The 19,560-nt window shown below is 65.8% G+C and carries 26 protein-coding genes; 14 read left to right on the top strand and 12 right to left on the bottom strand.

Annotated elements, in window-relative coordinates:
* Window position 1: 1 nt before the first annotated feature.
* From NV1_RS14950 to NV1_RS14910, 10 genes are all read left to right on the top strand, one after another.
* Window positions 2-325, top strand: coding sequence for a hypothetical protein (locus NV1_RS14950; protein ID WP_157116926.1), 324 nt, complete (start codon window positions 2-4; stop codon window positions 323-325).
* 25 nt (window positions 326-350) lie between these two features.
* Window positions 351-521 (top strand): DUF7620 family protein, encoded by a 171-nt coding sequence (locus tag NV1_RS43500; RefSeq protein WP_157116924.1) that lies wholly within the window; start codon window positions 351-353, stop codon window positions 519-521.
* Complete coding sequence (locus tag NV1_RS14945; protein WP_067891170.1) at window positions 518-913, top strand: putative phage holin; 396 nt, start codon at window positions 518-520, stop codon at window positions 911-913. Before NV1_RS43500 ends, NV1_RS14945 begins: the two co-directional genes overlap by 4 nt.
* A gap of 10 nt (window positions 914-923) precedes the next feature.
* Entirely contained in the window at window positions 924-1,712 is a 789-nt protein-coding gene (locus NV1_RS14940; RefSeq protein WP_157116922.1) for a hypothetical protein, read from the top strand.
* Window positions 1,713-1,715: 3 nt separating this feature from the next.
* A complete protein-coding gene (locus NV1_RS43495) occupies window positions 1,716-3,611 on the top strand; it encodes a DUF7257 domain-containing protein (protein WP_067891165.1) in 1,896 nt (631 codons plus the stop codon).
* A 10-nt stretch (window positions 3,612-3,621) separates the two neighbouring features.
* Window positions 3,622-3,951: a hypothetical protein gene (locus NV1_RS14930; protein WP_084525382.1), complete on the top strand. Its 330-nt coding sequence runs from the start codon at window positions 3,622-3,624 to the stop codon at window positions 3,949-3,951.
* Window positions 3,951-4,244: a phage fiber-tail adaptor protein gene (locus NV1_RS14925; protein ID WP_067891161.1), complete on the top strand. Its 294-nt coding sequence runs from the start codon at window positions 3,951-3,953 to the stop codon at window positions 4,242-4,244. Before NV1_RS14930 ends, NV1_RS14925 begins: the two co-directional genes overlap by 1 nt.
* Before the next feature lie 68 nt (window positions 4,245-4,312).
* A complete protein-coding gene (locus tag NV1_RS14920; protein WP_067891159.1) occupies window positions 4,313-4,915 on the top strand; it encodes a hypothetical protein in 603 nt (200 codons plus the stop codon).
* A gap of 38 nt (window positions 4,916-4,953) precedes the next feature.
* Window positions 4,954-5,919 carry an HNH endonuclease signature motif containing protein gene (locus NV1_RS45120; protein ID WP_067891156.1) on the top strand — a complete coding sequence of 322 codons (966 nt, stop codon included), beginning with the start codon at window positions 4,954-4,956 and terminating at the stop codon, window positions 5,917-5,919.
* 67 nt (window positions 5,920-5,986) lie between these two features.
* Window positions 5,987-6,721 carry a hypothetical protein gene (locus tag NV1_RS14910; protein WP_067891153.1) on the top strand — a complete coding sequence of 245 codons (735 nt, stop codon included), beginning with the start codon at window positions 5,987-5,989 and terminating at the stop codon, window positions 6,719-6,721.
* Here the strand turns inward: NV1_RS14910 and NV1_RS14905 are convergent.
* Entirely contained in the window at window positions 6,708-7,025 is a 318-nt protein-coding gene (locus NV1_RS14905) for a hypothetical protein (RefSeq protein ID WP_157116920.1), read from the bottom strand. The two genes, NV1_RS14910 and NV1_RS14905, sit on opposite strands and share 14 nt — an antisense overlap.
* A gap of 16 nt (window positions 7,026-7,041) precedes the next feature.
* Here NV1_RS14905 and NV1_RS14900 point away from each other — a divergent pair, with 16 nt between their 5' ends.
* Window positions 7,042-8,319, top strand: a complete 1,278-nt coding sequence (locus NV1_RS14900; protein WP_067891148.1) for a ribonuclease E domain-containing protein — start codon at window positions 7,042-7,044, stop codon at window positions 8,317-8,319.
* Between the two features lie 45 nt (window positions 8,320-8,364).
* Here NV1_RS14900 and NV1_RS14895 read toward each other — a convergent pair whose 3' ends face one another.
* From NV1_RS14895 to NV1_RS14870, 6 genes are all read right to left on the bottom strand, one after another.
* Window positions 8,365-8,820, bottom strand: coding sequence for a hypothetical protein (locus tag NV1_RS14895; RefSeq protein WP_067891145.1), 456 nt, complete (start codon window positions 8,818-8,820; stop codon window positions 8,365-8,367).
* Window positions 8,821-8,918: 98 nt separating this feature from the next.
* The gene (locus NV1_RS14890) at window positions 8,919-9,419 is read right to left on the bottom strand and encodes a hypothetical protein (RefSeq protein WP_067891142.1); all 501 of its coding nucleotides are present in this window, start codon (window positions 9,417-9,419) and stop codon (window positions 8,919-8,921) included.
* 18 nt (window positions 9,420-9,437) lie between these two features.
* Complete coding sequence (locus NV1_RS14885; RefSeq protein ID WP_067891139.1) at window positions 9,438-9,866, bottom strand: hypothetical protein; 429 nt, start codon at window positions 9,864-9,866, stop codon at window positions 9,438-9,440.
* Window positions 9,867-10,223: 357 nt separating this feature from the next.
* Complete coding sequence (locus tag NV1_RS14880; protein WP_067891136.1) at window positions 10,224-10,544, bottom strand: hypothetical protein; 321 nt, start codon at window positions 10,542-10,544, stop codon at window positions 10,224-10,226.
* Entirely contained in the window at window positions 10,541-10,882 is a 342-nt protein-coding gene (locus tag NV1_RS14875; protein ID WP_067891133.1) for a hypothetical protein, read from the bottom strand. Before NV1_RS14875 ends, NV1_RS14880 begins: the two co-directional genes overlap by 4 nt.
* Window positions 10,883-11,015: 133 nt before the next feature.
* Complete coding sequence (locus tag NV1_RS14870) at window positions 11,016-11,759, bottom strand: GntR family transcriptional regulator (RefSeq protein WP_067891130.1); 744 nt, start codon at window positions 11,757-11,759, stop codon at window positions 11,016-11,018.
* 67 nt (window positions 11,760-11,826) lie between these two features.
* Between NV1_RS14870 and NV1_RS14865 the strand changes: the two genes are divergently transcribed.
* A complete protein-coding gene (locus NV1_RS14865; protein WP_067891127.1) occupies window positions 11,827-12,912 on the top strand; it encodes a DUF1152 domain-containing protein in 1,086 nt (361 codons plus the stop codon).
* A gap of 217 nt (window positions 12,913-13,129) precedes the next feature.
* Here NV1_RS14865 and NV1_RS46355 read toward each other — a convergent pair whose 3' ends face one another.
* The 5 genes from NV1_RS46355 to NV1_RS14840 form a co-directional block, all read right to left on the bottom strand.
* A complete protein-coding gene (locus NV1_RS46355) occupies window positions 13,130-13,786 on the bottom strand; it encodes a tyrosine-type recombinase/integrase (protein WP_084525424.1) in 657 nt (218 codons plus the stop codon).
* Window positions 13,787-14,246: 460 nt separating this feature from the next.
* Window positions 14,247-14,597, bottom strand: a complete 351-nt coding sequence (locus NV1_RS14855) for a hypothetical protein (protein ID WP_067891123.1) — start codon at window positions 14,595-14,597, stop codon at window positions 14,247-14,249.
* 355 nt (window positions 14,598-14,952) lie between these two features.
* A complete protein-coding gene (locus NV1_RS14850; protein WP_067891119.1) occupies window positions 14,953-15,771 on the bottom strand; it encodes a polysaccharide deacetylase family protein in 819 nt (272 codons plus the stop codon).
* A 42-nt stretch (window positions 15,772-15,813) separates the two neighbouring features.
* A complete protein-coding gene (locus NV1_RS14845; RefSeq protein ID WP_067891117.1) occupies window positions 15,814-16,788 on the bottom strand; it encodes a hypothetical protein in 975 nt (324 codons plus the stop codon).
* Entirely contained in the window at window positions 16,785-17,096 is a 312-nt protein-coding gene (locus NV1_RS14840; protein WP_157116917.1) for a hypothetical protein, read from the bottom strand. Before NV1_RS14840 ends, NV1_RS14845 begins: the two co-directional genes overlap by 4 nt.
* A 311-nt stretch (window positions 17,097-17,407) precedes the next feature.
* Between NV1_RS14840 and NV1_RS14835 the strand changes: the two genes are divergently transcribed.
* Both NV1_RS14835 and NV1_RS14830 read left to right on the top strand, forming a co-directional pair.
* Window positions 17,408-17,806, top strand: a complete 399-nt coding sequence (locus NV1_RS14835) for a DUF6153 family protein (RefSeq protein WP_157116915.1) — start codon at window positions 17,408-17,410, stop codon at window positions 17,804-17,806.
* A gap of 87 nt (window positions 17,807-17,893) precedes the next feature.
* Window positions 17,894-19,447, top strand: a complete 1,554-nt coding sequence (locus NV1_RS14830) for a multicopper oxidase family protein (RefSeq protein ID WP_067891108.1) — start codon at window positions 17,894-17,896, stop codon at window positions 19,445-19,447.
* Window positions 19,448-19,560: the final 113 nt, after the last annotated feature.

Here is a 19,560-nt window from a genome sequence, read left to right as displayed (position 1 = left end):
GATGCTGAATGTGCTACCGCTGGCGGCCCTGACTCCGGTCGGTCTGCTGGCGACGTTCACCTGGATGGTGCTGCGCGGGCTGCTTGTGCCTCGCAGCTGGGTGGACAAGGCGTCGGCCGACGACGCCGCCGAGATCGCGTGGCTGCGGCAGACCAACGCGGACCAGGCCGTCACCATCGGCAGTTTGGTGACGCAGAACGCGGAGCTGACCGTGCAGGGCCGGTTGTCGGTCGCGTTGCTGCAAACGCTGCCGACGGCCCCGGCGGCATCGAACCACGTGGGTGACCCCGGGAGCGGCCATGTTCCGTCGATCGAAAAAGACTGATCGCCGCCGCTGTGAACCGGATGAGGTGAGGAACGCCCGGCAGGCCGCCGAGAAGGCGGCCGCCCAGCGCCGCCGCGTCGAGGAGAAAGCACCCGAAGCGCAGCGGATCGGCTCCGCGATCCGGGATGCCCTCGAGCGCAACCACTTCGGTGAGTCGATCGAACTCGCCTGGACTCTCCGAAGGGGGAATTCGTGAGCACCACCAAACGGCACGCCATTCTGGCCGCCGTTGCCGTCGCCAACCTTGGCGTCGTGGCTGTCGTGACACCGCTCTATGGCGCGGTCATGACGGCCGATGTGTTCCTGGTGCTGCTGATGATCAAGGCGGTCATCTTCGTTGCGTTGTATGCACGGCCGGGCAGCAACTGGCGTCAGACCGCGCCCGGGCGCGCGATTATGGGCCTGATCGCCTGCATCGCAACGATTTTGGGGATCGGCGTCGTGAATCTGGCCCTGGGCGACTATCCAGGCCGCCCGTTCGTGCGGCTCGCCGCATTCGCCGCGGTGGGGCTGACCCTCATGAACATGGTGCTTTCTCTCATTGACTCGCAACGCAGTTCGAAGCGTCGCGGCAACCAAGAACTATGAAAGGTCAACTGTGACAAACGAAGTGCGTTACAAGCTGGGCAAGAAGGACATCACCCCCGGGGCGGTGAAGTTCAAGCTTCGGGACTACCTGAAGAAGGACGTGATCCCGGCGATCCCGGCCTCGTTCGGGCATCAGGCGAAGATCGCCGACTGGCAGATGCTCGCCAACGATCGCGTGGGCGACTGCGCGATCGCGGGCGCGTTCCATGAGACGGCGCTGTGGTGCGCCGAGGGCAACAAGCCGTTCCGGATCGACGACGATGCCGTGCTCGAAACGTATTCGGAGTTCACGGGTTACGACCCGTCGCAGACCGATCCGGTGACCGGCGAGAACCCGACCGACGAGGGTACCGACCCGCAGGCGTTCGCCGAATACCGGCGCACCACCGGCATCACCGACGCTGGCGGCAACCTGCACAAGATCGGCGCGTATCTCGCACTCGATCAGGGCAACGTGGCGCAGCTGCGCGCGGCGATGTTCCTGTTCTCAGCGGTCGGTATCGGCGTGCAGTTGCCCGAATCGGCGCAGGACCAGTTCCAGGCCGGTGAAGTGTGGACCCCCGTGTCCGGCTCGCCGATCGAGGGCGGCCACTACATCAACGGTGCGGCGTCCGACAACGATTCGAATATCGGCATCGTCACCTGGGGCGCGTTCACCTGGATGACGGCGTCGTTCTACCGCCGTTACAACGACGAATCGTTGGTGTATTTGTCGGAGGAATTCCTCACCTCGGGTGTCTCCCCTGAAGGGTTCAACCTGCAGCAGCTGCAGGCCGATCTGGCGGCGATCGGCCACTGAGCCATGGGCTCTCCCCTCGGCCCGTCCGGGTACACCACCTCGGGTGTACCCGGCATCCTCACCGGCAACGATGGCTCACTGCCGTCGATGGTCGACAACACACAGGCCAAGGTCACTGCCGACTATCAGGCGCAAACGCAGCAGTCGACAGGCTGGAACTCGGCGTCGAGCAACTTCTTCGGCGGCATCCTGAGCGGGTTCCCGAACGTCAACGGTCTCGTCACCGCCGCGATCGACACATTCCTCGCTGACCTGTGCGACGCGATCACTGGGGCCACCGGCGGCCTGATCAACCTGAACGGGTGGGCGTCGTCCTTGCGCGCTGACGCCTCGGCGGCGCTGACGAATACCAGCACGATCGCGTCGGGCGTGACGAGCAACATCACCGGCTCGGCCGAATCCACGGCGGCTGCCGATGTCGGCCCTGCGGTCCAGCTTCTTAACGCCACGGTCCAGGCGAGCGGGAAGGCTCCGAGGATCGACATCTACAACCGCAGCGCGACATGGACGAAGCAGACTGGGATGACGACGGCGGACGCCATGGAGATCGGCTCGGGCGGCGGCGGCGCACAGGGCGGCGTGGCCTTCAATACGTCCGGCGCGGCGGGCGGCGGTGGCGGCCAGGGTGGCTACACGTTCACCTCCGGGATCTCGGCCGCATCGTTGCCGTCGACGGCCCCGGTGGTGGTTCCTGTCGGCGGCTCGGGCGGCGGGGGCGCTGCCAGTGTCCGGTACTCCGATGACTTCGAGCGCGCCAACAGTATTTCCCTGGGCGGCAGCTGGCGCACCGACTCCGGAAGCCAATCGGCGCAGATCGTCAACGGCATGGCTCAGGCGTTCACCCCGTCCACGTACGTGGGTGAGACGGGCAACTGGAATGCGTGGAGTTCACCGCTTGATACGGACAACTACGTCATCCAGGCGCAGCTGGCTACGCCGTCGACGCAATTGGCGACCAACAATTACACCGGCATCTACTGCGCGGCGCCGACGACCTATAGCGGTTCGTCGGTGCTAGTGGCATTCGTCGGCGATACCAGCGGCGGGTGTGGGCTCATCACCCAGACCAATGCGCCATCGGGCGCGTATATCGCGAACGGCGCGCAAACCGGTCAGACGGTCGTCGCGAACTCCACCACCCCGTTCACGACCTCGAGCCAGATCGCTCTCACACGCAACGGCAACGTGTTCACCGGGTACATCAACGGAACACAAGTCGTGCAATGGACCGACACCGGCAACACCGTCCCCACCGGATCAGGAAATCGCCTGTGGGGGATCATCACCGAATGCAACTGGCCTGTGGCGCAATCGTTGTATTCGTCGCCCGCCATTGCGTCCGCCACCGCGCGTGACGTTTCATGGTTGTCGCAGCCCGGAGGCGATGGAGATACCGCTTCCTTCAACGGGTCCAGCTACCAAGCCACCGGCGGGAAGGGCGGTGCCGGCGGTGGCGTTGACGCTTCAGGCACTCGGCGGCCAGCCAGCGGATCATTCCTGAACACTTCGACCACGTGGACAGGCGATGCGGGCAACGGGAATCAGTCCTCGTCCGCGTCCGGAGGTGTCGGAGCAGCAGGCCAGACCGGGTATCTACCGAGCGGTGAGAGCGGCGGGGGCGGTCTCAACACCGGCGGAGGCGCGCCGGGCACGAGTAGCTCACTGGATGGATCCGCCGGCGCAGGCCCAACCGGAGGCGTGTACGGACCAGCATCCGGTGGCGGCGGTGGCTTCTATCTGCCACTGGGCAGCACCTCGGTCGCCGGACAGGGTGGCCGGGGCGGGTTTCCCGGCGGTGGCGGAGGTGGGGGTGGTGCGTCGCTCGACGGCCTCGGCGGCAATGGTCCTGGCGGTGCTGGCGGCGACGGACAAGTCGTGATCACAACGTATTTCACGTGAGGTGGTGACAATGACGGACCCCCTCCGTGGCGAAGACGGCGAAATGCTCGGCGAGTGGCAGTGCCCGGACTGCACGACGCATGTCCATCTCCACGACAATCCGGAGCACGACAGCCACGACTGGACGCGGGACTTCATTCGCGAGCACCGGTACGTACATGAACAGCAGCTCGAGGCCGAGCACAACGGCGACCGCGGCATGCTGCGGCTCGCGCTCAAATACCCCGCTCTACACGCCGCGATCATCCAAGTCCACGGACCCGCAACGGATCTGCATCCCGAGCATCGCGCGCAGATCCTGCGATCCGCGGGGATCGCCGACCACCATGAGGAGATCTGATGCCACAGAACATTCCGGTGAAGTCGCAGGGCGCGAGCGAGATCCTGGACTACCCGTTCGATTTCATCGCCGCGCCCGCTGTCCTGGACTGGCCCGATGAGCAGATTTCCTCGGCGACGTTCACTGTCGATTCCGGGCTGACGAAGGTCACCGACTCGCACACCACGAGCAACGCCACGGTGTGGCTCACAGGCGGCGAGGTCGGTATCACCTACACCGTCACCTGCACCGTTCAGACCACGCAGGCGCGGACCTATGTCCAGTCCATGCACCTGCGGATCATCCAGAGCTGACGTAACCAAACCTCTTGCAGCCGACCGGAATTCGCCGGTCGGCTTTTTCGTGCACGAAAGGATTCACCATGCCCGACGTCGACACCCTCACCTGGGATATGCAGGCGCGCATCATCAAGTACTACCCCGAGTCGGTCTCCCGCATCACCCGCGACCTGATGCACGGGCACGAGCCGCTCGGATTCCACCTGCGTCACTTCGAAGAGGTCGGGCTTGCCGAGCCCGACGAGGTGATGGAAGCGCCCGGCAACCTGCTCGTCACCGGCGGCCTGAACCGGATCACGAACCTGATCATCGGCGGCGGCGGCGTGGCCCTGGCGCACGCAGACGCTGTTGTCGGCGTGGGTACCTCGACCACTGCGGCGACGGTGAGCGACACCGCGCTCGGCGGTGATGGCAACGCGAGCACGGCCTACTACCAGCAGGCGGACAGCTCGTATCCGACACAGAGCAACGGCATCATCACCGTCAACTGCACGTTCCAGTCCGGCGTGGCCAACTTCGCGTGGAACGAATGGTGCTGGGCCATCGACTCGGGCACCATCACCGCGGGCGCGACGCTGGCCAGCACCGGCACGTCCCCGCTCATGCTGAACCACAAGGTCCAGTCGCTCGGAACGAAGGTCTCGGGCTCGATCTGGACACTGTCCGCGACATTAACTTTGGCGTAGTTTGCCTTCATTAACACGGTATCGATACTATGTAAGGCATGTCAAGAGCTCCAAAGCATCCCGAACTCGCGAATGAGCGGTGGCTGCGCTCGCATTACGAAGCCGGTTCGGTGCGTTCCATCGCTCGCGAACTCGGCTGCAGCGCACCCACGGTCCAGTACTGGATGCGCAGACACGGCATCGAGAACCGGGGTGATGAATGGCTGCCGAAGGTCTGCGACGAGTGTCGCGAGGAATATCGACCAGATGGCCCTTCTCAGAAGCGGTGCCGAGCCTGCCGCGAGCGCGACCATCGGCTGACCTATCCCCAGCTGGCCGATCCGGATTGGTTGCGGGCGAAATACGAATCCGGATTGTCGAGCATCGAGATCGCAGAGGAGATTGGTTGCTCACCGAGCGCCGTCCAGTTGCGCATGAGACAGCACGGAATCAAGGCGCGGGGTCGATGGTCGGGCAAGTGGCAGCCGAAGAACTGCGAGAGCTGCGGCGAGACATATATCCCGTCGGGTCCCGCGCAACAGTTCTGTAGTGACAACTGCCGTGCTGCGAAGTTGGTCTGCGAGGAATGTGGGACCGAGTTCGTGGGACGCCCCCAGCAGCGCGGCGAGGTGGTCTACCGGCGCAGGTTCTGCACGGACGAATGCCGCCGAATTAACCAACGGCGCACTACCGAACGCCGCTTCATCAATAGCAACGGTTACGTCGTAATCCCGAATCCGACCCTACAGAGAGATCTCACCGATCGCGGCTACGTCCGCGTGAACGTCGGTCTTCGAGGTGATCGCAACGGCGGCCGCGTCCTTGAGCACCGCTGGGTAATGGAGCAGCACCTCGGGCGGCCGTTGCTGCCGTCCGAGAACATCCACCACATCAACGGCGACAAGACCGACAACCGGCTCGAAAACCTTGAACTCTGGGTGAAGCCACAGCCCAGCGGCCAGCGCGTCGAGGATCTCGTGGCCTGGGCTCGCGAGATCCTCGAGCGATACGGCGACACCGCCTGATCCATCCGCAACGGAAACCCTCCCACCTCTGGTGCGGAGGGTTTTTCGTTGTCCGGGAAAGGAATTCATGATCACTGTCCTGACCTGCCGCGGCACGGGCGAAGTCACCGGCGCGCCGACGAATATGCTCGCCCAGCTGGCGCACCTGCTGGATCCGGCGAAGTACGAGATCGGCGCGGATATCCCGTATCCGGCGGCGGTCGGCCCGGTCGGCAGCTCCGGTGTGCTCGGGCCGTCCGAGGCGGGCAGCGTCGCGGCCGGCCTGCCGCTGATCGCCGACGCGATCCGTGCGACACCGAATCTTGTCGGCCTGTGCGGCTATAGTCTCGGCGCCGAACTCGTCTCGGCGTTCCTCGAGGCGAAGGCGCGCGGCGAGTACGCCGATTGCGAACTCGCCTGGGCGGCCGTCATCGCGAATCCCAACCGCGCGCCGGGCGAGTCGATCGACCCGATGCCGGTCGGATCGGGCATCAACGGGCCTCACGGGCCGTGGCCGGCGCATCTGCCGGTGTTCAGCGCGGCGAATCCGGGCGACGGCATCACGAGCTGTCCGGACCGCTCCCCGCTGCGCGCCCTGGCGCACGGCATGTCGGCGTTCAGCTTCGCCACGCTCGGCGGCTGGACGGAATCGCTTGCGCAACAGCTGATCTCCGGCGAGTGGATGACCGAGGACTACTCGCCCGGCCAGCTGCTACGCGCGGGCCAGCTGATGCTCGGGTATCTGCTGGGCGGCCAGCACACGACGGCGTACGTGACCGCGGGCTATCTGCTGCGTCTCGCTGACCACATCAACGCAATGTGAGGTGAGCGATGACGGTCGCGGTTGCCGCACGTAATACCGGCTCATTCACCACTGCCGCAACGAGTTTCAGTATCACGTTGCCGAGCAGCGGCGCGGCGACAGGCGACGTGTATGTGGTCCTGGTGACGCCGGGCGCGGCGTCGACGCTGAGCACGAGCAGCTCGGGGTGGTCGCTGGTCACGCAGGGCGGTGCGTCCGCGTCGCCGATCACAGTGTTCGTGGGCGTCGTCGGTACGGCCTCGTCGACGCTCACGGTCGCTTCGTCGGCGTCGGTACTCGCCACGTCGGCGGCCGTCCGCGTCACGGGCGCAGGCAGCACGGTGAGCACGGCGTTCGCCAACGGATCCAGCACGACACCCACGCCGCCCGCGCTCACACCGTCCGGCGGCTCCCAGGGATATCTCTGGCTCGTCGCGGTCGCGGACGACCAGGGCGGCAACTTCTACCAGACCACCACCGCGCCAAGTGGTTTCAGCAACTTCCAGGCGGTCGCTACGGGTACGAGCGGCAGCACCACCGATGCCGCGATCGCCACGGCTGAACTGCTCGCGACCGCGGCGAGCGAGACGCCGGGCGCGTTCGGTGCGACAACGTTCTCGGCGACGTGGACCACGCTGACCCTGGCTGTCCCGCCGGGCGCTATCGCCGCCTCGGACACGGGGACAGGCGCGGACACGGGCGCGGTAACCGGCACCGAATCGGGCGCTGATACTGGAGCGGGTACCGACACGGGCGTCGTCCGCGGACAGGGTGCGGACACCGGTACGGGCACCGATACCGGCGCGGTGACTGCCACCGAGTCGGCCACGGACAGCGCCGCCGGGACGGACACCGCTGCCGTGCAGGTCACCGGCACCGAATCCGGTACCGGAACGGACGGCGCGACCGTGCCCGCGACGCTGACCGATACGGAGACGGGCACCGGAACGGACACTGCAGCTGTCCAGCAGATCGTGTCGGGCAGCGATACCGCGACGGGAACCGAGGACGCGTCTGTCCCCGCGGTGACCGGACAGTCCGCGGACAGCACGACCGGCACGGAGGATGCGACGGTCACGGCGCAAGTCGTCGGCACCGACGCAGTCACCGGAACGGACGATGCGATGGTCATCGTGCAGGTGTCCGCGGAGGAGTCCGCGACCGGAACGGACGCGCCGTGGCCGACGCCTACCTCGGCGGACACGGCGACGAGCACCGAGTCGGCGACGGTGCTGGACGTGGTCACCGACAGCGACACCGGAACCGGGACGGACACTGCCGCGCCACCGCTGGCGGACGTTACTGAGCCCGTGACGACCACGGACGCGGCGACCGTTCTGGTCGATGTCGCCGAAACCGGCACGGGCACCGAGGGATTCCACACCATCACCGATGCGGATACCGCGGTCGGCACCGACACCGCGCACGTCATCGCCCAGGTTCCGGTCGAGGAGACTGCCGCCGGATACGACATCGTCCTTCCGGCCGGCACCCCTGGAGTGATCCTGCGCGGGCCGCGCGTCGTGCGCGTCACGGCCGAGGATCGGACGGTGCGCGTCGAGCGCGAAGACCGGACGGTCCGGGTGCCGCGCGAGGTGCGCGTGCTGTGTGAGGCATGAAAATATGCCGGGAAATATACCGGCGAGCCTGCGAGCTGGGCGGACTCAATTCCGTTGCGTGAGGCCCGATATGCCGGCGAGCACGCTGCCGATGGATGACCCGGGCTGCATGGTGCACGTCCAGTCGGAGCGCATCATCGCGCCGTACCCGTTCTGCGAATCCACGGTGCCGCTGAGGGTGCCGGTCAAGCCGCCCCGAGCGTCCTCGTGCAGGTTGGTGTCGCCGAGCTCGAATCGCGCTGAGGCGGGCGACTTCAGCTTGTCGCGCACCAGGTTCTCGCACGCGTCCCCGACCGTCGCACGCATGCTCTGATAGCTGTGTATCGCACTCGTCTCCGCAGCAGCGGCACTGCTGACGGACGCATCGAACTGCTCGTCCATGTGGTTGTCGTGGTAGCCGCCGATTGCGTTGGCGCCCGCGATGACAGCGGCGCCGAGGCCGAGACCGACCGCGATGCAGGCCGCAGCGAGTGCGATGTGTCGTCCACGGATCCGCTTCATGATGGTGTCCCTTGCTGGGCAGGATGATTCGCAGGTACATAGCATTGCGCCCCGACCGCGTTACGTACGCGGGCGGGGCGCATTTTTCGTGTCGAGGGTCAGTGCATCGCCGACACCGCGCGGCCGTCCCGGGTGTGTACGACGACGGTCGGCTCGTCGGTCGCGCGAATCCCTACGATCGCGAAGGCGACGCCGTCCTCGCCGATCGGCTCCCGATGCTCCTCGCCGTTCACGGTGATCGAGACCGACTCTGCATCCTCGGCGGCGAGTCCGGCAACGGCGAACCACCACTGATCCGGCTGCCGCAATGTCGGCACGCGCTTGCGTGACATCTGTTTCAGCGGCAGACCGACGGGCGTGCGCTCGTAGCGCGGCGCTTGCGGCCGCGTTGTGCCGCCCAGCATCGACGGCGCCGACCATTCCCCGTCGATGTTCTCCATGATGATGATGAACCGGGCCTCGGTGGAATCCATGGTGACGGCAACAGCGTCATCCATGACCCGGATGGCGGTCGGGCTGAAGTTGACCCCGAACCTGTCGTCGAGATCGGCGACGCGAGCCTCTGCGACAGCGACCGCCGGATGGTCGGACTGGATCATGATGTGTCCCTTTCCGTCTCAGCAGGTCATCGGCTCGGAGGACGAGTTATCTGAGTGTTCGCCCGGGTTTCCGTTGATCCCGTCGAGGATCACCTCGGTGTGAAAAGAGTACCGAATCGAGGCGTTCGAGCAGGACGCATAGAACCAGGTATCGCGGTCGTAGTTCGGGCTGAACACGGTGTGCGAGGTGTGCTCGTAGGTTTCGAGCCGGTTGAAGTCCAGGCGCCACAGTTTGACGCGCAAGGCGATCAGCGCTGGCGGGTGTGGTGAGCAGTGCAGGGTGTAGCCGAAGGCGATCGGGGCGACGCTCGCGTGACTGGTCTTGACCGGCGTCAGCGCTCGCGCGAAGCAATCCACATGATCGGCCTGCCGGACGGGGGTCGCGTGGGCGGGTGCTGCGCCGATCATCAGAGCTGCGACGGCGGCGGCAATGGTGACGATCTTCATTTGTTCCTCCCTGAATTGTGCTGGGGCTATTCGGGTTTCGATGGCCCCGGGTGCCGGTCGCGCTCGGCCCATTGGTCGGTACCTTGCGCGATGCGGGGCAGCAGTGCGACGGATGGCGCTGAGGTTCGGTGGTGTGGGTGCGGTATGTGGGTCGCGCCGGGCGTGCGGCGCGGCAACTCGGTCACTTTGGCTCCCGGAGCTGTGTCACGGTCGGCGAATCGCTACCGCGGCGGTAGGCGTGCACGCATTTCGGGCTGCAGAACACTCGGCCGTCGAACCGGAAGGGCGCTGCTTGGATCAGATCGGCGCACCAGTCGCACCAGTCGTCATCGCGGGGCACGCGCCCTCCCGGGGCGGTCATCCGTGTATCCGGGCTGGTCGCACGTGGCCCGCTTGGATGAGCGTGTCGAGCGCTGCCTGCCTGCGCGGACACGCGTCGGTGTCACAGTCGATGTGCAGCTGCATCGCCTGATGTGCCTGATCCGGCGTGAACGGTTCGAGTGGTGCCGTATGCACGAGTGAGGTCGGCCAGCCTCCCGTTGCGGGCTCGGCCTGGACGGGGACCAGCTGCGCGACGGGTGTGGGGTCGTGCGATCCCCACACGTCGCGGAGCAGCATTACCCAGATGACGGCGAGCACGACCAGCGCGCAGCCGCCGACTGTCCATGCGCCGATCATGCGGACATCGCCAGCTTTGCCTCGGCATCGTCCCCGGCGTGCGGTCCTGCAAGCGCCAGGAGTTCGGTGCGGGCGCGAATCCAGTCGTCGATGCCGTCGACATGCCACATGCTCGGCACGATCACGTGTGTCGCACGGGCCCGGGCGATCGCGTTCGCGACCGTTGCCCACGGCCCCATCTCATCAGGGTTGATGACAACGACGATTGTGTCGACGGCGCAGCCCAACTGCACGCCGAGATCGGTCATCTCCTGTTCGATGCGGGCGCGGTCTTCCTCGGCGATCAGGTCGGGTCGGATGCATCGGACGGCGACTCGTCCGGCTACAGGTCCAGTCATGAGGTTCCCCTGTCTCGATGCCCCGGCGCGGTGGATCGGCCAGGGCCATAAGTGGACTATGCCACTAGTAAGACATGTGGCATAGGCCACTTGGAGAAGTTTGAAGGATTTCCGGAAAAATTCCTGATCTGAACTAGATATTTACGGGGTAGTCCTGTCGAAACGCCCACCGTTCAGGCGGGTAAACGCCCTCGTCGAACTGGACCGGAACGTCGGCGGTGTCGCAGGCCACTAGCCAGTAGACCAGCACCGCCGACGGCTCGGACAGCTGCAGCGCAGCGGATTCCTCGGGGCTGGCGAGGCGGGCGCATACCTGATCACGCGCATACGTGGGCCGGATGTCGGTGCATCGTGCGAGATAGCCGAGAGTCCCACCGCCGACGCGTGCGGTCTCCAACAGCCGCGGCGCGACATCGGCCAGCGCGGCAGGGAACCACGATGTACTCAACTCGACGGGACCGCTCGGGTTGCTGATGATCCGTTGCCGCTGAATCACTCGGCTACCAGCGGAGATGTTCAACGCTTCGGTGACGTACTCGGGACCGTCGACAATGCCGACGAACGGAAATGCGGCGTCCTCGGAATCGGAATACATGCTGCCCATCGCAGCGGCGCGCTCGAGCCGTTCCCGCGCTCGAGGTGCGGCATTCGGGGTGCGCACGAACGTGCCAGACCCTTGCCGCGATTCGACGAGGCGCTCACGACGCAGCACCTCGAGAGCGCGGCTCGCGGTCGGCCGCGCGACGCCGTACGTCTCGGCGAGCCGACGCTCGGACGGTACTTCGGCGCCGGGTTGGAGATCGCCGCGAATGATTTGATCACGCAGAATTCCAGCAATTTGCAGGTACTTCGCCGGTACTTCTCTGATCTCGGACACCCGTACACCCTTCGTAACTACCATAGGCCACTAGCCACTATACGGACGATGGAACAGGTACCCATTGATGCGCTCAGCAATCGCTATCGCGGCGGGAGGCGGCGGCGACGCGGTCACCGCGGCCATGCTCGCCCATGCCCGCCCGGACCTGGGGATCGCGGCGATCATGTCGTATTCCTGGGATCGGTTCATGATCGACCCGAGTCCGGGCCCGCGTGTCCGCGCCGATTTCGAGGGCCTCGTCGACCGCGGTGGCGTCGCAGAGATCCCGCCAGTCGCCGCACTGAGGATCGGCCAGTCGACGCTGCCGAGGCTCGCCGCAGCGATCGACCTGCCGCTGCTGCTCGTCGAGGCCGAGGGGGGAGCAGTTGGGCTGTCGGCGCTGATCGCCCGTGCCGCAAAGGCTTTCGACGCGGATCGGATCATCGTCGTCGACGTCGGCGGCGACATCCTCGCCGAAGGGCACGAGGCGAGTTTGCGCAGTCCGCTCGCGGATTCGCTCGCCCTGGCCGCGGCGATGCGCAGCAGGATCGACACCCGCGTGCTGGTGGCAGGCATCGGCATGGATGGCGAGCTGTCTGCGGCCGAGGTCGACGAGCGGCTCGGCAAGCTAGACGCGCAGCGGCTCGCCGAGCTCACCCCGCGCGACGCCGAACCGTTCGATGGCATCTGGGCGTGGCACCCGAGTGAGGCGAACGCGTTGCTCGCCGCAGCGGCGGCTGGGTGGCGCGGCACGGTGGAATGCCAGCGAAACGCCGCAGTCGAACTCACCGACGCGTCGCCTGCCGTGTTCGAGGTCGGCGCGCAGCAGCTCGTCGACGCGTCGCTCGCCGCGGTGCTGACCGAGACGACGAGTCTGGCCGAGGCCGAGCAGCTGCTACGGGATCGGCGCGACGGCCGTAGCGAGCTCGACATCGAGCGGCAACGCGCGGCCGGCGACCGGCTGAAAGTCCGGATGCCCGGACCGGAAACACTCGCCGAGATCGACGAATACGCGGCCGAGGCGCGCAAGCGCGGCGTTACCGCGCTGACCGTGCGGCGGGTAGCTGAGATGGTGTCTGCGATTGCGCCAGACGCGACCGACGCGCTCCGCGTGCTGCTCAGCGAGAACCGGCCGCACAATTTCCGGCCGCCGCTTTATGGGGTGGACTAACCGCGCAGACGCACGTCACGGTGACTTTCGTCCTGACTTCGCAGTAAATCGAATAATCGACCCGCCCATTTGGACGGGTGACCTTTACACTGTGTGCGTATCGCGCCGCCGTGTTTCGGGATGTCCGTCTCACCTCGGTAGATACAGGGCCGTCCCGGGCTGTCACAACCAGCCCGGGGCGGCCCCTATTTATTATTCAATTATTGTTGCTGGCTCGTTACGCGGCAGTGAGACCCTGGCGAGCTCCGGCAGCTGCGCGCCGCCGTGACGCATCGGGCACGAACGTGTAGATCTGCGTGGTGGTCACCCGCGCGTGGCCGAGCAGCTCCTGCACAGCCCGGATATCGCGTTCGACCGAGTACGCCAGCGAGGCGAAACGATGCCGCAGGTTGTGTGCCGTCCAGGCGTCCGGCAGCGCGGCACTCACGAGCTTGCCGAGGTGGTTCGCTGAGATGTGCCCGTCGATCTGGCCCGGGAAGATGAACCCCTTCGGGAGCGCCCGGATTGCACTGGCGAACGCGTCATCGACCGGAATGAGCCGTATTCGGCCGCCCTTGCCGAGCACTCGCATCCCCCACCCGTCGCCGATCCACTCAAGATCCTCGGTGTGCGCGCGGGACGCCTCGGCGCGCCGCATGCCGGTCACGGCAAAAATCAACACCGCCATACGGACACGCAGGTCGGCCGATCGCAGGGCGATATCGACCGCCGAGTCGGGCGCCGGCCGCGGATTCGGCGGCGGCGTCTGCACGGGCGCCAGGGCGAGCGAGGGGTCGGCGTCGATGTAGCCGCGGGCGTGCCCCCAGGAATAGAAGCACTTAAGCGAGGAGCGCCACGACCGGCGCGTCTCGGGTGCCCAGTTGTGCGCCGCCATCCAGGCAATCAGCTGATCCTCAGTGACCTCCCATGGAGGAATAGCCTTATGCTCAGTGGCGAACCGGCGTAGGTGATAGGTTCGCAGATGGCGCGTGGATTTAGGACGTCCCGCGGCAAGCATGACCTTGTCGTAGGCGTCGATCGGACCGACCCACTTGGGAGGGACGGCCATCCTATAGCAATTCTTTGTCATATCTAACGGTTGTAGTCGCCGCTTCATCTCGGACGCGTCTCTTTTGTAAATGTCTTCCATTTGTAATGCCCCCGTAAGTTTTATACCAACCGGTATGTGAAGAATGTACGAAATACGAGACTTGCGGGTCAAAATAACTGTCTTGTTTACCCCGTAAAGGGCGAAATTATTCGACCTTGCCGAGGCACGAATAACTCACGACCACAAGTAATCCATCATTTCGCCATGAAACCGTAATGTACGGCTGGGCTCCGATAACCGACACTTACCGGCGCTCAGCGCGCCGCCAGACGATCTCCCACGACCGGCCCGTCTTCGAGATGACGAGCGCCGCACCGTTCACCACGGCGAGCTGCCCCCACCGCGGATAGAACTCGCGACGCAACCGCTCGCACCGCGCGGCGATCCGTGCACGCGCCTCGTCGAGCGCATCGACGTCGGCTCCGTCGAGCCCGCGAGCGTTGGCGGCGCGGAGTGCATCGAACACGGCTGTACGCGCATCGTCGATCGCTGTGGCCTCGGCGGCGAAGTCGAGAACCTCGGCAGCCGGGGCGGTCACGCCGCTGTCCCGCACGTGATGCACATCACCGACGATGGCACCTCCGACGGCTGCCACCGGCTCGCGGGTATCACCTGACGCTGCCGAATGCTCCTACGAATGCCCAGGTCAGAGACCCGAGGCAGCAAACCGGCAGGTTTCTGGTTCGAGTCCAGATGGGGGAGCATAAAAGTTCGGGCCGAACCCGATATCGGCAAAAGCCCAGTCTTGTTGGACTGGGCTTTCACCAAAAATATGCCGAGAAATCACAGCCAGGGTTTCGTCAGCTGCGCGTACCCGGATCCAGCACCGCCGACGAATCCAACTCGCCTGCGCGCAGCTCGGAAACCGGGAAGACGACGTCCCACTGCCAGTTGGCCACCGAGACTGGAACCCGAACAGTGGGCAGGTCGAAACTCCCTGGGCCGTTCTTTCATGACGAGGTAGCCAGCCGGACGATGCCCGGATTGATCAGACCATCCAACGCCGAGAACGGAACTCTCGCGATCCCCTGTCCGCAGCCGAACGCCCACAGACGGTACGGCGAAAAAATGAATTCCACACCACCCGGCCACAAACCGACCACCATCGAGTGCTCGAAGCTGTCCGGAGTCACCGTGCCACTGGACGACGGACCACCAGCGAGCAGCGAGGCCGCGTCCGTGTGACATGAGTCGCCGGGCGCGCCTTTGATGCTGGGAGCGATGACACCCGCCAGTTTCGTCGCGCCCTCGGCGGTTCCAGCGGTCGCCAGGAACGATTGGTCGGCGGGAATGGCCGTCCAGGTGTCCGTGCGGATCAGGACCGACTCGGCCAAAGGGAAGCCGTGAGCGCCGCCGATGTATTCGTCTCCAGAGAACGCGACAGCGGCTATCCGACCGATGCGTTGGATCGCAACGCTTTCGGTGAGTGTGAACGGCGCGTTGCCATCGAAGTCGTCGGTCGGTGGGTTCTGGTCGGTGGCCGTCGTGAGCCCATCGATCTCCTTCCGGGTGCGATCCTGGAACATGGCGTTCACCGCCCGCATCGCCCGAGCATCGGCTATCCCCGAGAACTCCGGGGTGGCGACGCTGAGTTTGTAGGCCCGCCCGGTGATGCCGGTGCCGCTCGAAGTCGTCATCTTGACCGAAACGCTCCAGGTGTCCGCTTCGTGCGTCGATCCGTGCTTCGATGTGCCGAGACCATACGCGAATCCCGCAACCGCGCCCGTGACCAGGATTACCACGATCGCGATCTTCCCCCGCACACGCATGACGGCCCCTCTCACTGAATATTCGATGACAGGAACTGAACGTCAAGGCCCGCACTGAATGCCGGGGGCTGCACAGTCGACCCAGGGGCTCCCGTCCGGGCCCGGACCAAATCCATATTGGATGTGCTGGAGCGGCCGGTCAGGGCGCGACTCGAGGGTGAACGGCTTGCCGTTGTTGTCGAGGGTGATGCTGGATTGGTCGTCCACCGTCGCGTAGTCGGCCCTGAATTCCCATGAGCAGGATTTGCCGAGCACACCAACGGCTGTGACGCGCAGGGTTCCGGGTGTTGCTCCGGCGCCGAGGTCGATCTTGTGTTTCGCAAAGTAGTCATGGTCGATGATGCCGTTGTCGTCGGTCTCGGCTATGGGCTTCTCAGGGGTCTGAAGATCGAAGGCGACCTGATCGACTGCCCCACCTCCTTGCGGAGGGAGGTCGATCAGGGTGACTGCGCTACTGGGTATGCACTTGACATTCGACACCGAGATGTTCTCGATGGTCAGGGTGCTACTGCGATCGCTGAGCAGTGACATACGGAAGGTTTCCGTGGTTCGCATTGGGCCGCCGTAAGCCAGGGCGGGCTGGTCGCCTCCGGGGAGAAGCCGACCACCGAGCGGACGTAGGTACCCCCACACTGCCTGCCCGTCCGCCCCGTCGAGTTTCTTCAGACCGGCGATCTCATCGGACGTCAGCTTGCGGTCCAGCACGATGGACCAATTCTCGGGAACCTTGGTGTCGAAAAGATACTGGGCGGTGAACGGCGTCGACTCGCTGTCGACGGTCTTCGCGGCTTTCCGTTGGGCTTCCGTGGAGTCGGCGGCAGTCCAGTCGTTGTAATAGTGATGACCTACGACGTATGCGGCGATGAAGACCAAGGCGGTCAGGATGGCAAGGACCACGCGCTTGGGAGTGATCTTCAGGCTCTGGATTATGAGATCCCGGCCGGCCATGTAGTTCCGGCTGTTCCGTCCGAGCCTGGCCCGCTGGCTGGTCCGGCCGGCCCCCCGATCATCCGTCATTTCTCGCGTTCTCCCCTGTCGTTGATCCGCACATCCCGGCCGGCCATGTAGCTCTGACTCTCCTTGCCGAGCTTGGCCCGCTGGCTCACGCGGCCACCCGCCGCAGCAGGGTCGGCTCCGCCCGGTTCGGGTCTCTCCCGCTGAGCCCACCAGGCCAGCGGTCCCCCGGAGGCAGCGCCAACGAACGCCGCAATCGCGAACGAGACAGACCAGTGGGTGCCCTCGGCACTCGGGGTCCACGGGAACTTCACGGTCATGAGGAGCGCCGCGGACCCCCCGAAGACGATCAGCGGCACCAGTACAGCCACCAGCCACCGTGCAGTTCGCTGCATACGATCCCCCAAACTGTGCGCCATCGCGCGAACTCTGCCCGAAAGTATAGGCATGCGGGAAACGTCGGGGCGGCGGTTTCAACCTTGCCCGGCAACACTATTCGCGATATCGGAGCCGCCGCGCCGAACCGGACCGATGACGGCCATCGCGTCCCGACCGCGGCGACGTGGAAGGCACCGAGCCGATCCGGACGCATCACATCCATGGCCGTACATGGCGCTGGGTCGTGACATACCCCACTAGGGTAACGACGAGCTGGGTCTCGGGCGTCCGTATGATGACGAGCGTGAGCGATCGGCGCCTGCGGCCCCGAGTATCCGGACCGGTCCGGATACTCGGATTGCTGATGCTGATGTTCGGTGTCGCGGCCATGCACGTCGGCGTGTTCACGATCTGCGCCGATACGTACCGGATGATGCCCGAACACTCGGTCGTCGCACCCTTGCCGGCTCACGGCCCGGCCGTGTTCATCGGCCACGACATGTCCTGTCCCGGCGCCATGCATGCGTGCGAATTCATCCTGTGCGCGGCAGCGGTGGTTATCGGTCTCGTCCTGCTCACCTGGTTGGATACCGCATCGGCGGAGGTCGGCCGGTGCAAAGCCCGGCTCGGGCGAACGTACCGTGAGCGGCCACCACCTTGGACCGTGCCGTCCCTGGCCGAATTGTCGATCCTGCGGGTCTGACAGGTCCTCCCGCGCTTCCACGGGCGATGCCCGGACGCGGGTTCCGGCCTGCCCGCCCCATTTCGCACAATTCAGCAGGAGAAATCCATGTCGTCCAACCAGTTTCCACACCCGCCGCTGAACCGGCGGGGATTCCTCGCGCTCGGTACGGGTGTGGCCACCGCCGCGGTGCTCGCCGCTTGCACGAAGACCTCGTCGACCGCGCGCAATCTCGTCCAGCCTGATTCCGGCCCCGTCCGAGCCGCCGAGAACGCGCGCCGCGCCGCGGGCGCGCCCGTCCGGCCGGTTGCCCTGCGCGCGGCCCCGGCCACGGTGGATCTCGGCGGTGTCCAGGTGCAGACCTGGACTTACGGCGGGAAACTGCCGGGCCAGGAGATTCGCATCAACCGCGGGGACGTCCTGCGGGCCACCCTCACCAATGCCTTGCCCGCGCCCACGACCATCCATTGGCACGGGATCGCGCTGCGCAACGACATGGACGGGATGCCCGATCTCACCCAGCCCGCCGTCGCTCCCGGCGGCGATTTCACCTACGAGTTCACCGCACCGGACGCCGGTACCTATTTCTTCCACCCGCATGTCGGCGTGCAGCTCGACCGCGGCCTCTACGCGCCGCTGATCGTCGAGGACCCCGCCGAGGGCAAGGACTACGACGCCGAGGCCGTCGTCGTGCTCGACGACTGGCTGGACGGGGTCGACGGCCGCGACCCGGACGAACAACTCCGGCAGCTGCAGGCCAAGGGCATAGCGGGGATGGGGATGGGTGGCATGTCCGGAATGAACATGGGCGGGATGAATTCGGGCGGCATGTCCATGCCGACCGACCCGAACGCGCCGCTGGGCTCGGACGCAGGCGATATCAAGGACTACCCGTACTACCTGATCAACGGCCGGATCGGCGCCGACCCGGTCACCTTCTCCGCCAAGCCGGCCCAGCGGATACGGCTGCGCATCATCAACGCCGCCGCCGACACGGCCTTCCGCGTCGCCGTCGGCGGCCACCGAATGCGCGTCACCCACAACGACGGCTATTCGGTGCAACCGGTCACCACCTCCAGCCTGCTGATCGGCATGGGAGAGCGCTACGACGTGATCGTCGAACTCGGCGACGGCGTCTTCCCGTTGGTCGCTGCCGCCGAAGGCAAGACAGGGCAGGGGTTCGCGCTGATCCGCACCGGCGGCGGAACTCCGCCCGCGGCCGACGCCCGCCCGGCCGAATCGAAGGTTGCGCCGCTGACCGCGGACCAACTCGTTGCCACGGAGGCGGTACGGCTACCGCGGCGCTCTCCCGACAAGACGTTGGACCTCGCCCTCGGGTCGGATTCGAAGAAGTACATCTGGACCATCAACGGCAAGGCATACCCCGACCACACCCCGCTGGACATCACCCAGGGACAACGGGTGCGGCTGCGGTTCGTCAACCACACGATGATGTTCCACCCGATGCACCTGCACGGGCATACCTTCCAGCTCGTCGATTCCGCAGGCACCGGCCCCCGCAAGGACACCTCCATCGTGCTGCCCATGCAGACCGTCGAGGTCGACCTCGACGCCACCAACCCCGGCCAATGGATGGTGCACTGCCACAACGCCTACCACGGCGAGGCCGGCATGATGAGCGTCCTGTCGTACGTGCACTGACTCCCGGAAATTCCGAACCCCGTAGGCGCAGGCCACGAAGCCGCACCGGGGGCGAGGCCGATCCGGGTCCACCCACCGGCCGGCGGACCGGGCGCCGGTAACCGCGAGCGCGC

Source organism: Nocardia vaccinii NBRC 15922 (assembly GCF_001613305.1).
Lineage (GTDB): Bacteria > Actinomycetota > Actinomycetes > Mycobacteriales > Mycobacteriaceae > Nocardia > Nocardia vaccinii.
This window is presented reverse-complemented; position numbering and strand designations above follow the sequence as displayed.

What these genes read in the sequence shown, in the direction of transcription:
- NV1_RS14950 (WP_157116926.1), top strand. Translation starts at nt 2, where the DNA reads ATGCTGAATGTGCTACCGCTGGCGGCCCTGACTCCGGTCGGTCTGCTG.
- NV1_RS43495 (WP_067891165.1), top strand. Translation starts at nt 1,716, where the DNA reads ATGGGCTCTCCCCTCGGCCCGTCCGGGTACACCACCTCGGGTGTACCC.
- NV1_RS14930 (WP_084525382.1), top strand. Translation starts at nt 3,622, where the DNA reads ATGACGGACCCCCTCCGTGGCGAAGACGGCGAAATGCTCGGCGAGTGG.
- NV1_RS14925 (WP_067891161.1), top strand. Translation starts at nt 3,951, where the DNA reads ATGCCACAGAACATTCCGGTGAAGTCGCAGGGCGCGAGCGAGATCCTG.
- NV1_RS14920 (WP_067891159.1), top strand. Translation starts at nt 4,313, where the DNA reads ATGCCCGACGTCGACACCCTCACCTGGGATATGCAGGCGCGCATCATC.
- NV1_RS45120 (WP_067891156.1), top strand. Translation starts at nt 4,954, where the DNA reads ATGTCAAGAGCTCCAAAGCATCCCGAACTCGCGAATGAGCGGTGGCTG.
- NV1_RS14910 (WP_067891153.1), top strand. Translation starts at nt 5,987, where the DNA reads ATGATCACTGTCCTGACCTGCCGCGGCACGGGCGAAGTCACCGGCGCG.
- NV1_RS14895 (WP_067891145.1), bottom strand. Translation starts at nt 8,820, where the DNA reads ATGAAGCGGATCCGTGGACGACACATCGCACTCGCTGCGGCCTGCATC.
- NV1_RS14890 (WP_067891142.1), bottom strand. Translation starts at nt 9,419, where the DNA reads ATGATCCAGTCCGACCATCCGGCGGTCGCTGTCGCAGAGGCTCGCGTC.
- NV1_RS14885 (WP_067891139.1), bottom strand. Translation starts at nt 9,866, where the DNA reads ATGAAGATCGTCACCATTGCCGCCGCCGTCGCAGCTCTGATGATCGGC.
- NV1_RS14880 (WP_067891136.1), bottom strand. Translation starts at nt 10,544, where the DNA reads ATGATCGGCGCATGGACAGTCGGCGGCTGCGCGCTGGTCGTGCTCGCC.
- NV1_RS14875 (WP_067891133.1), bottom strand. Translation starts at nt 10,882, where the DNA reads ATGACTGGACCTGTAGCCGGACGAGTCGCCGTCCGATGCATCCGACCC.
- NV1_RS14865 (WP_067891127.1), top strand. Translation starts at nt 11,827, where the DNA reads ATGCGCTCAGCAATCGCTATCGCGGCGGGAGGCGGCGGCGACGCGGTC.
- NV1_RS46355 (WP_084525424.1), bottom strand. Translation starts at nt 13,786, where the DNA reads ATGGCGGCGCACAACTGGGCACCCGAGACGCGCCGGTCGTGGCGCTCC.
- NV1_RS14850 (WP_067891119.1), bottom strand. Translation starts at nt 15,771, where the DNA reads ATGCGTGTGCGGGGGAAGATCGCGATCGTGGTAATCCTGGTCACGGGC.
- NV1_RS14845 (WP_067891117.1), bottom strand. Translation starts at nt 16,788, where the DNA reads ATGACGGATGATCGGGGGGCCGGCCGGACCAGCCAGCGGGCCAGGCTC.
- NV1_RS14830 (WP_067891108.1), top strand. Translation starts at nt 17,894, where the DNA reads ATGTCGTCCAACCAGTTTCCACACCCGCCGCTGAACCGGCGGGGATTC.